Source organism: Clostridium oryzae (assembly GCF_002029235.1).
Taxonomy (GTDB): domain Bacteria; phylum Bacillota; class Clostridia; order Clostridiales; family Clostridiaceae; genus Clostridium_AE; species Clostridium_AE oryzae.
The window spans coordinates 39,860-54,654 of sequence record NZ_MZGV01000006.1 but is presented as its reverse complement, the minus strand read 5'-3'; the positions used below and the strand labels follow the sequence as shown (position 1 = coordinate 54,654).

10 protein-coding genes are annotated in these 14,795 nt (G+C 31.4%); 6 read left to right on the top strand and 4 right to left on the bottom strand.

Annotated elements, in window-relative coordinates:
* Window positions 1-10: 10 nt before the first annotated feature.
* Together CLORY_RS04375 and CLORY_RS04370 are read right to left on the bottom strand one after the other, a co-directional pair.
* Complete coding sequence (locus CLORY_RS04375) at window positions 11-904, bottom strand: carbohydrate ABC transporter permease (RefSeq protein ID WP_139375957.1); 894 nt, start codon at window positions 902-904, stop codon at window positions 11-13.
* 15 nt (window positions 905-919) lie between these two features.
* Window positions 920-1,891, bottom strand: coding sequence for an ABC transporter permease (locus CLORY_RS04370; protein WP_079422294.1), 972 nt, complete (start codon window positions 1,889-1,891; stop codon window positions 920-922).
* 785 nt (window positions 1,892-2,676) lie between these two features.
* On the opposite strand from CLORY_RS04370, the gene CLORY_RS04365 reads away from it, so the two are divergent.
* The 6 genes from CLORY_RS04365 to CLORY_RS04335 all read left to right on the top strand — a co-directional run bounded on the left by CLORY_RS04365 (window position 2,677) and on the right by CLORY_RS04335 (window position 11,695).
* Window positions 2,677-5,793, top strand: a complete 3,117-nt coding sequence (locus CLORY_RS04365; RefSeq protein ID WP_079422293.1) for a PAS domain-containing protein — start codon at window positions 2,677-2,679, stop codon at window positions 5,791-5,793.
* 300 nt (window positions 5,794-6,093) lie between these two features.
* Complete coding sequence (locus tag CLORY_RS04360; RefSeq protein ID WP_079422292.1) at window positions 6,094-7,353, top strand: MFS transporter; 1,260 nt, start codon at window positions 6,094-6,096, stop codon at window positions 7,351-7,353.
* Window positions 7,354-7,820: 467 nt separating this feature from the next.
* The gene (locus tag CLORY_RS04350; RefSeq protein ID WP_079422290.1) at window positions 7,821-8,459 is read left to right on the top strand and encodes a coiled-coil domain-containing protein; all 639 of its coding nucleotides are present in this window, start codon (window positions 7,821-7,823) and stop codon (window positions 8,457-8,459) included.
* 10 nt (window positions 8,460-8,469) lie between these two features.
* Window positions 8,470-9,843, top strand: a complete 1,374-nt coding sequence (locus CLORY_RS04345; protein ID WP_079422289.1) for a VanW family protein — start codon at window positions 8,470-8,472, stop codon at window positions 9,841-9,843.
* 309 nt (window positions 9,844-10,152) lie between these two features.
* A complete protein-coding gene (locus CLORY_RS04340; protein ID WP_079422288.1) occupies window positions 10,153-11,415 on the top strand; it encodes a DNA polymerase Y family protein in 1,263 nt (420 codons plus the stop codon).
* Between the two features lie 22 nt (window positions 11,416-11,437).
* Window positions 11,438-11,695 carry a hypothetical protein gene (locus CLORY_RS04335; protein WP_341456632.1) on the top strand — a complete coding sequence of 86 codons (258 nt, stop codon included), beginning with the start codon at window positions 11,438-11,440 and terminating at the stop codon, window positions 11,693-11,695.
* 6 nt (window positions 11,696-11,701) lie between these two features.
* Here the strand turns inward: CLORY_RS04335 and CLORY_RS04330 are convergent, their stop codons facing one another.
* Window positions 11,702-12,328, bottom strand: coding sequence for a TVP38/TMEM64 family protein (locus CLORY_RS04330; protein WP_079422286.1), 627 nt, complete (start codon window positions 12,326-12,328; stop codon window positions 11,702-11,704).
* Window positions 12,329-12,744: 416 nt separating this feature from the next.
* Window positions 12,745-14,739, bottom strand: a complete 1,995-nt coding sequence (locus tag CLORY_RS04320; protein WP_079422285.1) for a methyl-accepting chemotaxis protein — start codon at window positions 14,737-14,739, stop codon at window positions 12,745-12,747.
* Window positions 14,740-14,795: the final 56 nt, after the last annotated feature.

Genomic DNA, 14,795 nt, shown 5'->3' with positions numbered 1-14,795 from the left:
ATTAAAAACATCAATCTTTTATTGCTCCTACCATAATTCCTTTAACAAAATATTTTTGAACAAAAGGATATACCATTATTATAGGAATAGTAGATACCATAGTAGCTGCCATTCTAATGCTATCTGGAGTTACAGTAGATCTTCTAGCAGCATTTGACATTGATTGAGAAGCTGAAACCATGTTCCCTGTTTGGTATTGATTTAATATTTTCACAAGTACAGCCTGCATAGTTTTGAGCCCTGGACTTGAAGTAAATACGTAGGAATCAAACCATGAATTCCACTGCATGATGGCTACAAATAAACCAACCGTTGCCAATACAGGTGTTGAAAGAGGAAGAACAATTTTAAAGAATATAATTAGATCATTAGCTCCATCTATTTTTGAAGATTCGAAAATTTCAGCTGGCATGCTTTCTATATAGGCTTTTATAAGTAGCATATTAAATACGCTTACAAGGTTTGGAAATATATAAACCCAAAAGTTGTCTATTAGATGAATAGATTTTAATATCATATAGTATGGTATCAAGCCTCCACCAAAATACATTGTAAATATAAAGAGAAGAGATATAAATTTTCTGCCAAACAAATCACGTTTGGACAAAACGTATGCAAGCATCGCTGTTACAAGAATAGCTAACGGTGTACCTATAACTGTTCTAAGAACTGTTATGTTTAGAGATCTCATGAATTCTGCATCAGTAATAATAGTATTGTAACTAGCAATGCTTAACTTTCTTGGAAGTAGGTACAAACCTCCTCGTACAGTATCTGCTGCGTCGTTGATTGAAACTATAAATATGTTCCAAAATGGATATATTGTAATTATTACTACTAAAATAATTATTGCGTAAACAAGTATATCCAATATGTTCTCTGAAATATCTGCTGACTTTTTCAAAAGTTTCACCTCCAACTAGAATAACGACTGATCGTTTAGCTTTTTTGCTGTAAAGTTTGCGAATACGAGCAATATTAGAGAAATTACAGACTTAAATAATCCAACTGCAGCAGCATAGGAAAGAGCTCCATTTTGAAGACCATATCTGTAAACATAAGTATCAAGTACATCTGAGTAATCCATAATAGAGTTATTCTGCATAAGGAGCTGTTGCTCGAATCCAGCATTAAGAATGTTACCTATTGCTAAGATCATTAACATAATAATTGTAGGTTTAAGCGCTGGTAGTGTTATATGAATTATTTGTTGAATTCTGTTTGCACCATCTACTTTAGCCGCTTCGTATTGCTCTTGACTAATTCCGGCTATGGCTGCCAGATAAATTATGGAATTATATCCCATAACCTTCCAAGTGTTAGCAAATGCAATAATCCACCAAAAGTATTGACCCTTTTGAAAGAATAATATACTATTATTTGTTAAATGTAGTGTTTTTAGCAGATGATTTATTACACCATCGGCAGATAGTAAAGTAATAAAAATGTTAGCAGCAATAACCCATGATATAAAGTAAGGAAGATATGAAGCGGTTTGTACAAATTTTTTAGTAAAGGTACCTTTTACTTCGTTAAGCGCTAGAGCTAATATTATAGGAGCAGGAAATGACATGATCAGAGTTAGTAAACTCATTGCTAATGTATTTCTCATGACAATGTAAAAATCGGAACTGCTTACAAAGTATTTAAACCATTGTAGACCTACAAATTTGCTGTGCATAAGAGCCTTTACAAAAGGTTCCTTTGTTGGTGTGTAGTTTATAAAAGCCATATAGAGTCCATACATTGGTGCATAGCATATAATAATTACCCAAATTAATGCTGGTAAAAGAAGCAAGTACAAATATTTCTGCTCCCAAAGTTTTTGTAGTATTTTTCTCCCTGAGTTTTTTGTAGTAGATTTCGGAGCTGAACTTGGAACTGCTTGCATAACATCACCCTTTCGATTATAGAAAATAGTAACAGGTACAAGGTTTTAAAAATATTATAATTTTTTGTTAATGCCTTGTTACAACGTTATTTTATAATACGGAGTAATCGTTAACAATATAAAAATCTTCATAATTCTACTCGAAATTAACTGATTTATAGTATGGAATTAAATTGAATAATTTTGGCTAATGCTAAGATATTTTTATATAAAGCAAAAAAGATGATTACTAAATAAAGAAACGTTATATCATGGTTACGAAGCAATAAAAAGAAACAGTAATATATTTTGAAGTTAGTGAATTAAGAAAGGAAGACAACAGAAGCAATATAATAAAAGCATTTTGTGAATATTAAGAGTTAGGACATAGGAAATTTACATAAAATGTATGTGTTACTAAAAGGATATAACTATATAATATATGAAGTAATATGAAGATAGCTCTTAAGAAAATACTAATAAGTAAATAAAAAAGAAAAATAATTTGGGAGAAGTAATATAGAAAATAATACTTTGTAAATGCATAGAGTCGGCATAGGGTAGAAGTGGTTAGAGGAGGCATTTTCCAGACGACGGAAATCACTTCCTACCCTCTTTTATTGAGCTCTTGTCGATGAGCACATTAAACAGTGGAATAATTTGCGATAGTAGAATATTATGCGGGAATTTAATTCCTATTAGATTTAAAAATGATATTTCATAGAAAAATGTGGAATAAAGTGGTAAAATATTATTAATATGTTAATACATGCTATTTGAAGTAATTAAAGCTTGGGGGTATTATTATGCAAGATACAAGTCCATATTGCAACACGAACGAGCAACCTTTTATAACAGTAGAAAATGGTATAGTTGTACAAGCCAATCAGTCATTTGAAGATATGACTGGTTATACGGTTGATGAATTAATGGATAAGAGTATTGAAGAGGTATTTAGAATTTTAAGGTTGGGTCCTAGTATAAACATTGAAGAAATAGATGATCAAACAGATTACTTTTTATTTAGTAAATCCCTTGAAGTTAAGTTTGTTAATGTAAAGGTAATTCGTAAAAAACTTGAAAAGACATATATTTTTTCAGAGAAAATGGACCATAGCTTAGGATCTAAATTAGCTTTTGCAAATGGGTTAGCTTCAGATAACTATTATGGAATTGGTATATACAGCACACCAGATATTACGCTTATTAGTGCCAATCAAAAATACATGAGTTTTTTTGATGAACCTTACAATAGAAAAGAAAACTGTATTGGAAAACGTATGGATGAATTTTCAGCAGGATTTAAGAAAAGTACATATGAGTATATATGGAGTAAGGTACTTAAAACGGAAAAGAACTGTAATATAGATGAATTTATGTATGATAGACTTGATATGAGGAAGACATACTTGAGGTTAACTTTTGTACCTATATTTGAAGGTGAAAAAATGAAATATTGCGTAGTAATTGCTGTTGAGGTAACTGAACAAGTTTTATATAGAAAAAAGATTGAAGAACAAACGAAGATTATTGAACGTCAGAAAAAGGAGCTGGAAGCAGTATTAGATAATATGGTAGATGGACTAGTTGTGGTAGATAATAGCGGAAATTATATAAAAGTCAATAAAACCTTAAAGCATTGGATAGAGAAAGCTAAGTGCAATAAGACAGAAGATTTTTTAAGTTGTGTTAAGTATTATGATATGCAGGGGAATAAACTTAATTATGAGAATTTACCATCAGTACGAGTTGCAAAGGGTGAAAGGCTAGATCAGTACGAACTGCAGATGAAAATAAATAAGGATGAAATATATATATGTGTAAGTGGAGCACCTATTTACAATGAAAATGGTGATTTTATCATGGGTGTTTTTAATTTAAAGGATATAACTGACAAAGTAAGATATTTAAAAATACTGGAACAGCAAAAAGTAGAGCTTCAGACAATAATGGACAACATGTCCGATTTGGTTTTTGTACTTGATTCAAAAGCCAACTATACCTATAAGAACAAAGTAACTAGAAAATTATTTCCACAGGACAGATTAACTCAAAAAGAAGATAACTCAATTATAACTAAATATTTGGATTTAAATAGGAATGTTATACCTGAGCAGGACTTGCCGTATTATATTGTTTTAAAAACTAAAAAGACTGACAACAGAGTTGTAATTATGAAAAAAGGAGAAAAAGAAAGGTACTTTGATATGACAACGGCTCCTTTACTGGATGATGAAGGAAACGTAGAAATGGTGATTTGTTGTGCAAATGATATAACAAATATAATGCAAAAGGAGAAGGAGATAAAAGATCAGAAAGAACAGCTTGAGGTTATCTTTAAAAGTATAGATGATGCAATTTTTATTTTTGATGCTAAGAAGGACTACTATTTAGCAAATGACGCTGCAAACCAGTATTTTCCGAATAGTAAGAATAAAAAGCTTAAACCCGCACAACATAGGTATAAGTATTACGATCTTAATGAAAAGGAGATTTCTGTAGAGGACATGATAATTTCGAAAGTATTTAAAGGCGAAGTTATTACTAATCTTAAAATAACATTAAAAAACAGAAAAGTTACTAAGCATATTAGCATAAATGGAAGGCCAGTTTATGATAGCGATGGTAATATTAAATTTGCAGTTTTATGCAGTCATGATATAACTCGTGATGTAGAGACTCAAAAAGTTATTGAACGTCAAAAGAAGTTGCTTGAAATTATTGTAAAAAACCTGCAGGAATCTCTATATATTTGTGATAAAGATGGTAAATTTATAATTAAAAACAATAAAGCTATTCTGCCGCAAGCAATCAGCGATAGCTCGATTGAGGATTTATACAGGAGTGGGCAATGGTACAGATTAGATGGAACTGAAATCCCTATCGAGAAGATGGCTGGCTATCGTGCAATAGACGGAGAGATTACAAGAAATAGTATTGTTTATAAAAAAATAAACGGAAGAATATGTTATCTTTTAATTAATGGAACCCCTATTTTAGATCAAAGAGGAGATTTTATGTATGCGATTGTCAGTACACTTGATATAACAGATTTAATGAAAAGCAATCAGCTTCTAGATGAAACATATAAAAGATTACTGAAATCGGAACATGAAAAAAATGAGGCACTTCAAAAATCTATGGAGATGAAAGACGATTTCCTGTCTTTCATCTCGCATGAGTTTAGAACTCCATTAAATGTTATCAGTACAGCTATTCAGGCTTTAAATTATATTTGTGCTGATCAAATGACAGATAAAGTTAAGGAGTATCTTGGAACTATAAGACAAAATACTTTCAGACAATTGAGATTAGTTAATAATCTCCTTGACATCACTCGTGCTAATGCTGGACGGATCAAAATAAATAAAAATAATATTGATATAGTGTTTCTCACAAAATCAATTGCAGAATCTGTATCTGCATATGCTCTGCAAAAGGGAGTAGAAGTAACATTTCTTTCTTCGCTTCAAAAGAAGATAATAGGAATTGATGATGAAAAGTATGAGAGGATACTTTTAAATCTTCTTTCTAATGCTATGAAGTTCACTCCGAAGGGTAAAAATATTATTGTAAACTTGTGCTGTGAAAGCGGAAGTATATGTATTGAGGTAAAGGATAAAGGAATTGGTATACCACAGGACAAAATAGATGTAATCTTTGAACGTTTTGGTCAAGTTGATAGTTCACTATCAAGACAGGCAGAGGGTACAGGAATTGGTCTATCTTTGGTAAAACGTTTTGTTGAAGCGTTAGGAGGAAGCATATCTGTAAAAAGCAAGGAAGGCAAAGGCAGTACTTTTACTGTCCTACTTCCTGATGAGAAGGTTGTTGAGAAGAGCAATGAAAAGCAGATGGTAAATTTACTAGACAATCGTCTTATACAAACTGCTAAAATAGAATTTTCTGATATATATTTATAAAAATTAAATAATTTCTTGACATTGGTTATTTTTTCAAGTATAGTAAACTCTAGAGTAAAAATGAAAGGGGTATTAATGATGGACAAGTTAATAAGAAGAAAGCCTAGAACAAGTAATTTAATAATCATTAATAACCTATGTGCTGATTTTTAAGAAGATAGTGTTTATGCCGCAGGTTATTATCTGCGGCTTTTTAATTTAAACATGTGATATTTTAAAGCCAAGCTATGTTATAAATAGCTTGGCTTTAAGTTTCTTGAATTTTACATAGGTAGATTTATAGAGGGAGGGATACATACGATGAAAGAAAATCCAATGCTTAAAATCGCTAAAATATTTAATCCATATAGAGGGTTGTCTAGGGAAATTTACATTATAGCCTTAGGAAGAATGATAAATGCTGCTGGAAGCTTTATTTTTCCCCTTATTACGTTAATTTTAACTTTAAAGATAGGCATCAACAAAACCACTGCTGGTTATATCGTTTCTGTAGCAGGCGTAATGTTTACACTCAGTGGCATTATAGGGGGAAAGCTTACTGATCACTTTGGACGAAAAAAGATATTAGTCCTATTTAATTCTTTAGGTGCTATATTTTACTTAATAGCGGCTGGAATGGGTACTTCTATTTATATAGTACCAATGGTGATTTTTTCGGGTTTTATGCTTGGAATTGCAGGACCAGCTTCAGGAGGACTAGTTGCAGATATTACTACGCCAAAAACCAGAGATGGAGCTTATTCATTATTTTATATGGCTATGAATGTGGGTTTTACGATATCACCAATAATAGGTGGGCCGCTGTTAAAGCATTACCTGTGGTTATTGTTCTTACTTGATGGAACCACCAGTCTAATAGCTGCTTTACTAATTTTAATTTTTATTCCTGAATCTATTCATAAAACAAAGGAGAAATTAGGTGAGGATAGAAAATTTGAGCAGCGTGTGGAGGGTTCTATTTTTAAAGTATTATTAGAAAGACCTATATTAATTTTCTTTGCACTAGTAATGTTTGGGTATAACTTTGTATATTCGGAATGGTCGTATTTATATCCATTACATGCTGCTAAGTTAGTTCCTAGCAATGGTTCTGGTTTTTACGGATTACTGGTCAGCGTAAACGCTATAATAGTAATTACTATGACTCCAATGGTTACAAGATTAATATCGGGAAGAAAGTCTATAGCAAGAATATGTTTAGGTGGACTGCTTTATACTGTTGGGTTTGGAATGTTAGGTTTTATAAATGCAGTACCATTTATGTATGTTTCTGTTACTATTCTTACATTAGGAGAAATAGTGGTTACGACCAGTGCGGATCCATTTATTGTGAACAATACACCTGCATCTCATAGAGGTAGGATGGAGGCTGTACTTCCAATAATAATCGGACTTGGATCAACTATAGGTCCTACGGTTACAGGAATAATTCTTAAATTCACAACGATTGGAAACACATGGAAATTTGTTGGCTTAGTTATGTTAGTGTTCACTCTTTTAACCTATATTCTTTATAGCTATAATGAAAAAATAAATAATAAAGGTAAAGTCACAATGTAAATGAATATCAATGATCTAAAAGCATAACTGATAAATATGAAAACTTATATGAACAGGGCGAAAATGGCAGATAAAATTACTATTTTGTAAACCTAATAATAGAATTAGGTATTATTTATGGATATATTGCCTCATTAAGTCTAATGAGGTATAATAAGGTAATAAATAATGAATTGGTGGAATTATTATGCTGTTGAAATTGATTGTTGTTGAAGGGGCAGTTTTCGCTATAACTCTGCTTTTTTGTAATGTTATTATTAAATTGATGCAACGGTGTTTATCAATTTATCAATACAAACTGACGCAAAGGTTTTCTCATATAATTACGTGTATAATTGTACTTATTTTAGGAATAATCTTTGGGAAAAACTTCCTGAATGTCTTTTTTTGATGTTGATTATAGAATAGTACTTAATATTTTACGGCTATAAAAAGGTAAGAAATTATAGTTAAAGGGGAAATAAGTTATGTCAAAGATTATATCAGTATTTGAAAGATTTAATATTATTGAAAAAGCTAACAGCGAAGAAAATAGTTATTCCAATACGGACGACAATACTATTGAACAAGTAGATAAGATCGATAATATTGAAGATATTGAGAATGTTGAAGATATCGAAGAGGAGAATGGTGAAGTGGAACAACAATATCCTAATGTGAATAACGATGAAACTAAAGATGAACCCAAAAGGAAACTGACAGTTGAAGAAATATATTCATTATATAATCTAGGGAATAGTCCTGTTAACACTATTTTTATGGTAGGAAATTTTATTAATGCACTTCCTGAGAGTCTTCCTCACGAGGTTAGAAAGAAATCATTAATTAGTATCATTAATTCTTCCAATACGGATTTAAAGGAGCTTCTTTCAGATGGTAAAAAAAGGTTGGAGGCGCTTCATAAATATTCTGATGAATATTATAAATCCATTACTGATACAATACAGGAATATAACAAGAAAATAGCTGAATTAAAAAAATTAATTGACAGCTATGATGAGAAAATTAAAGCTAATGAATCACTGTTAAAAGAACAAAATAATACAATAGATTATGAAACTGAGAAAATAAATAACATTATTAACTTTTTCAATTCTGGTGATTAGAGGAAGATCCATGGTAAGGGGAAGTTATCGTATAACTATTAGTGCTAAAATCATAATTTTGCAAATTTTACTTTTCTCACTCGGTGCTATGTGCGGTTTAACATGGGAAATATGCAGGTACAATAAAAAATGGGACAGCTTATTGTACCGAAGGTTAGAAGTAAACGATTTGCATTTACGCGGCAGAAGCGTAAAGGAAGATAAAGCTTTAATTAAATCTCGATATATTGACCCACTAATGAAAAGAGATATAAAAATAATAACTGATGATAAAAGTTATAAACTACATATTTCAAAGATTGTTAGAAAATATAGTATTGAAAGCAAAATAGATAAATTAGAACAGCTTAATGGGCAGCCTACAATATACGAAAAGATTAAACTTATAAAAAAAGGCATCAATCAGATATATAGTGTAAATTTTATTTATAATGAAGATTATATTGATAGTTTTGTAAATAGAATTGAAAAAGATATAAACGCAGAACCTGTAAATGCTAATATCGTAGAAAAAGGACATGGTAGTATTGAGATAAATCCTGATATAAATGGAAGGAAACTCGATAAAGAGAAACTTGAAAAAGAACTTAAGGAAGAAGTTAGAAGTAAAAATACTAAAAATATGATAATAAGAGCTCACACCATCGAATATACAGCTCCTATTACAGTAAACAAGCTTTCCGTAATTAATACAAGAATAGCATCTTTTACTACGGATTTTTCTTCTTCTCCTGATGGAAGGTGTAGGAATATTGAACTTTCAAGTAAAAGTATAAATGGCAGACTAATTATGCCTGGGCAAAACTTTAGCTTTAATGCGGCTGTAGGCAAAAGAACAACGGAAAGAGGTTATAGGACAGCGCCGGTTTTAGCAGATGGAAGGGTTGATTCAGGAATCGGAGGCGGAATATGCCAAGTGTCATCTACTCTATATAATGCTATATTAAGAAGTGGGATAAAACCTTTTGAAAGGGAACATCATACAATACCCTCATCGTATGTAAAGCTTGGTTTGGATGCTACCGTCAGTTGGAATGATATCGATTTTAAATTTAAAAACACATTAAGATACCCAATCTATGTAGAAGCACACACTGAAAATAAAAAACTGCAGATAAATATTTATTCCAACTCAAGTTTACTAAAAAGAAAATATGTTATTTTAAACAATGTATATAAGGTCATACCATGTTTAACTAAAAATATAAAAGATCCAAGGTTACCTAAAGGAAAGATAGTTTTTGTGCAGGCGGGACATGATGGCTATGCAGTAAAAGTAAAAAGAGATGTTTATGAAAATAATAAACTGGTAAAATGTGAAACTATTTCTAATGACATGTATACAGAAATCCCAAGGATACAGAAGATAGGGTCTAGAGATTAATGGTGTTTTATTAAAAAAATAGATAAGCCTGTGGATTGAATATGAAGAGAATCGTCAAAGATATGACGGTTCTTTTTATTGTCTAAGAGAGTATAGATTTTTGCATATAGAGAGATAAAATTAGAAAATTTGCATAAAATTTGTGTTACAAGTGCTTAATGAACGGATCAATCTCCGTAGTGCCTCAACATTTCCTTTTTTATGACGACTTATGAATAAAAGTACAAAGATTAGCATATTTATATCTACAAGGAACAAATGTTCGTATATAATTCTTTATAAGAACTCTATGGAAAGGGTATGCAAGATATGAAAAGGAATAATATCAAGGTGATTTTTCACATAGATGTAAATTCAGCCTTTTTATCCTGGGAGGCAGCAGATAGGCTGCAGCACGGAGAAAGTTTGGATTTAAGAGAAGTGCCTTCTGTTATAGGAGGAGATCCTGCCAGTCGGCATGGAATTGTACTCGCAAAGTCTATACCTGCAAAAAAGTATAAAATAGAGACAGGTGAAACAATATTTTCTGCTAAAGCCAAATGTCCTGAGCTTATAGTAGCGTCTCCAAGATATGATCTATATATGCGATGCAGTAATGCAATGGTAGAAATTTTAAATGAATATACTCCAACAATACAGAGATTTTCTGTAGATGAGTGTTTTTTGGCTTTCTCTAATATGGAATATCTTTATGATGATTGTATGAAATTGGCATATTCAATAAAATCAAGAATCAAAAAAGAATTAGGTTTCACCGTTAATATAGGTGTATCCAGTAATAAACTGCTAGCCAAGGTTGCTAGTGATTTTAGTAAACCAGACAAGGTGCACACACTATTTCCTAATGAGATAAAAGAAAAAATGTGGCAGCTTCCCGTGGAGGATTTATTTATGGTTGGGAGAGCAACGCTGCCTAAATTAAATAGATTTAATATATTTACAATAGGTGATTTGGCTAAGTATGATTTGAGTATTATAAGAGATCAGCTGAAAAGTCATGGTGTTATGATATGGAATTATGCTAATGGTGCAGATAATTCAGAAGTCAGAAAAAGTAATTACATTAATATGAAGGGGATAGGAAACTCTGCTACTATAGCCTTTGATGTAGAGAAGAGAGAGGAAGCCCATAAAATATTGTTATCCCTTTGTGAAACGGTAGCAATGAGACTTAGAAACAGTGAAAATTGCTGTGGATTGATATCTGTAAGTTTTAGGAATAGTAAATTTAATGGCTATAGTAGGCAGAAAAAATTACATTATTATACTGATTGTACATGGAACATATTTGATGAAGCAGTAAAATTATTCGATAGTATGTGGAATCTTGAACCCTTGAGAAATTTTGGCGTTTCAGTGTCGGATCTGCGTACTAACGAATTTTATCAGGTTGCTTTATTTGAAGATAAAAATGTTGATAGAAACAGAGAACTAGATAGAGCCATAGATAGAATAAGAGCAAGGTATGGTTCTGCATCTGTAATCAAGGCATCATTTCTTCATTCGGGAATAAAGCCATTGATGGGTGGCGTAGGAGAAGACAGTTATCCCGCTATGAGCAGCATACTATAGAAAGGAATGTTTGAAATTGAAAGTGATTGCTAAGCCAATTGAAATGGTAGCGTGGTTTACACTGGATGGTATTCCTCACCCTGTAAGATTTAGATTTCAAGATGAACAAGGAGGAAACAGAGTAATCAAAATTGATAGAGTTATTAATAGGGATAAAGAGAAAGTGGCAGGAAATGAGATGATAAACTTCAGATGTGAAAGTGTTATTAAGGGAATTCAGAAGGTATTTGAAATTAAATATGAACTTAGAACTTGCAGATGGGTGTTGTTTAAGATATAAACTCTATTATTCCATTTGGCTGTCTAATTTTTTCATATTAAAATAACTGAAAATAATTATAGCAACCAGCGTTACAATAAATATGTATATAGAGTATTTTATGCTGATACCTAAAAAGGTGTACAGAAAAATGACAGGTGTATCAGCCAGAAAAATTGTTGAGATATACTTAGTGAAGCTCATTCCTGTAAAAGCACAAAATAAACAAACGATGTCTGAGGGTATTATAGGAGAGGACACTCCTAGTGCTAAAATCTGCATAGTATTATTTTGAACCATTTTATATATTTTGGGATATTTGTTTATCATCTTATTCTGATAGCTTGGACTGAATGAAAATTTTGCAACGAAAAATACTAGAACTTCACTTAATATATTTGCTGTTGCAGCTAAAATGAATGCTTCTATTGGGTTAAACAGCATACCAGCTATAATAACAAAGAAAGTTGATGGTATAAGGGTAAAACTCCTTAAGGATGCAATTACTAAAAACAATAATGCACTGTATTGTGGATATGATCTAAGAAAACATATGATTTTGCGAATTCCGTGATCATATAATTGACATTTAAAAAATATAAATAAAATCGATGCCCAAAATATAAGGATAATAATTTTAAATAATTTATTCATCGTGTACCTCATTTATAAGTAATTTATTAAAAGTTAGATATTTTTGCCTACAGAATTATTATAAATAACTATAAGGTAAAAGTCACCTAAAATTTCAATAAAACGATAATGTGGAATCAATAAACACTTAATATTATAAAAATATATCAATGGCACAAACTACAGATCAAGGAATATTTAATTTTAGCGGAATAAAGCAGGTATCACATACATTTTTGGGGGTCGTTCCTTATGTTACTGATGAAATCCGCGGACAATATTTAGGAGAGGTAGAAAAGATAGTTAAAGATAATTTGTAACAAAAAATGGTTGAACCCTATGTCGGCTAATTTCATTAAAGACACGGGTGATTATTAAACTTATGTTAAATGCCGACACTTGGTGCAACCATTGTTAATGATTTGATGCTTAATATTTTACAATTTAAATTTATTAACCTCATTCATCATTTCTTTTGTCATTTGAGCTAGACTATTGGAAGAGTTAGCAACCTCTTGTGAGGAACTGCTCATTTCCTCTGATGAAGCAGATATTTCTTCTGTAGCAGCAGATGTTTCTTCTGCAATAGATGCAGCAGATTCAACCTTTATAATTATGTCACTTTTTTGTTTATTTACATCAGCTATAGCATGATCTACAGATTTTATTTTAGGAAGTATGTTATTTATTGCTTCAATTATATAGTTAAATGAAGCAATTGCATTAGAAACTACTTCGGTTTGATTATTAAAACCACTGCTGACTAATTTTGAAGTACTTGTCATTGAATCATTTTCAGTATAAATTGTAGTAACTAAATTAGATATACTGTTTGCAGAATCTTTTGATTGCTCTGCAAGTTTTCTTATCTCATCAGCAACTACCGTAAACCCTTTTCCAGCTTCGCCAGCTCGGGCAGCTTCAATAGCAGCATTCAATGCCAATAAGTTTGTCTGTTCTGATATTGAATTGATCAGATCAGTTATTTCATGTATTTTACCTATGTTTTTGCTGGAGTTAATAATTGCTGCTTCAAATCCTTTAAATGCAGTAGTCATATCATTTACTGATTTTGAAAGGTTCTGCATGTTATTATTACTTTCATCCGCCAGATTCATGATATCTTGTGAATTTACTCCAATATCTGCAATGTCATCAGTAATTTTATCTAGGTTATCACTGAAATTGTTTAGAGTCTCAGTTATTCTTACTAAGTCTCCGGCTTGAGTGGAGGCACCTTTAGTAACTTCTTGAACTGCTAATGCTACGGATGATGAAGAAGCGCTCATTTGTTCTGAAACTGCAGATAGATTCTGAGAATCCTCATCAATTCTAGTAGAAGTATCAACTATTGACTTCACCATACTTTTTATAGATTCTTGCATTGTGTTTATAGATTTAATCATAATACCTATTTCATCTTTGAACTTTAAATGGGTTTCGAGTATTGGTTTTGAAAAGTCGCCAGCTGCCATCGTGGTAATATAATTAGCCGCAATCTTTATATTTTTGCCTATACTATTGGAAATAGCATACACTATCGCAGATGAAAGAGCTAAAAATAGCAGAGCAAAAATAAGCATATATTTTATTAATATATTAGTCTGCGATTGTATTTCAGATAATTCAACAACAACGGCTAAAGACCAGTTTGTACCGAAAACAGGTGAAAAAGCTAAATACTTGCTTTTACCGTTATAAGAGTAAGATCCAGAGCCGTTTTCTCTATTAATCATTCTTTTTTCTAGAGTCACTAAATCTTTAAGCTTGGCATCCTTTTTTACATTTTCTAAATCATTATCCATTTTAAGAACCAGATTTTTATTATAGTGTGCTACTTTCGTACCGTCCTTAGTTATCATAAACGATTTTCCAGTCTTACCGAAGGTTATTTCATCAGTAATAAAACTTATATCATTGCCATCTCTAACACCGATCAGCACACTTGTTACTTTACCATTCACTTTTATTGGTGAGGCATATACTATTACAATAGAACCATCTAACTTACTTACAAGAGTATCAGAGACATTTACCTCTCCTTTAACAGCTTTTTGGAAAAACTCTCTGTCAGAGATATTTTTAGGATCAGAATTGGTATAGGTGGCATTACCATTCAAGTCAACTATCCCCATAGTATTATATTTGTATTTTTCTGAATAATATTTCAGTGACGAAATCTTTTCACTTATAGTGTTTTTTGTATTTGTTAGAGAACTGCTGCTAGCAATTATTTCTATTATGCTAAGTTGTTCTTTTATTCTGCTAGCAACTATATTTGCCCCTTGTTTTGCTACAGCAGGCATAATTTTATCCGTATTATTCGTAAGTGCATTTGACGATAAGATTAATGAAATAATGCCTAATCCAAGTATGATTATGATAACCATACATTCAATAAATACAAGCATTTTGGCTTTAATACTCTTCATAGTCTACCTCCCATTGGACATGATAATATATTATTTATATTATATAAATCTATTCT

Coding starts and splice junctions, on each gene's coding strand:
- CLORY_RS04370 (WP_079422294.1), bottom strand. CDS start 1,891: ATGCAAGCAGTTCCAAGTTCAGCTCCGAAATCTACTACAAAAAACTCA.
- CLORY_RS04365 (WP_079422293.1), top strand. CDS start 2,677: ATGCAAGATACAAGTCCATATTGCAACACGAACGAGCAACCTTTTATA.
- CLORY_RS04360 (WP_079422292.1), top strand. CDS start 6,094: ATGAAAGAAAATCCAATGCTTAAAATCGCTAAAATATTTAATCCATAT.
- CLORY_RS04350 (WP_079422290.1), top strand. CDS start 7,821: ATGTCAAAGATTATATCAGTATTTGAAAGATTTAATATTATTGAAAAA.
- CLORY_RS04345 (WP_079422289.1), top strand. CDS start 8,470: ATGGTAAGGGGAAGTTATCGTATAACTATTAGTGCTAAAATCATAATT.
- CLORY_RS04340 (WP_079422288.1), top strand. CDS start 10,153: ATGAAAAGGAATAATATCAAGGTGATTTTTCACATAGATGTAAATTCA.
- CLORY_RS04330 (WP_079422286.1), bottom strand. CDS start 12,328: ATGAATAAATTATTTAAAATTATTATCCTTATATTTTGGGCATCGATT.
- CLORY_RS04320 (WP_079422285.1), bottom strand. CDS start 14,739: ATGAAGAGTATTAAAGCCAAAATGCTTGTATTTATTGAATGTATGGTT.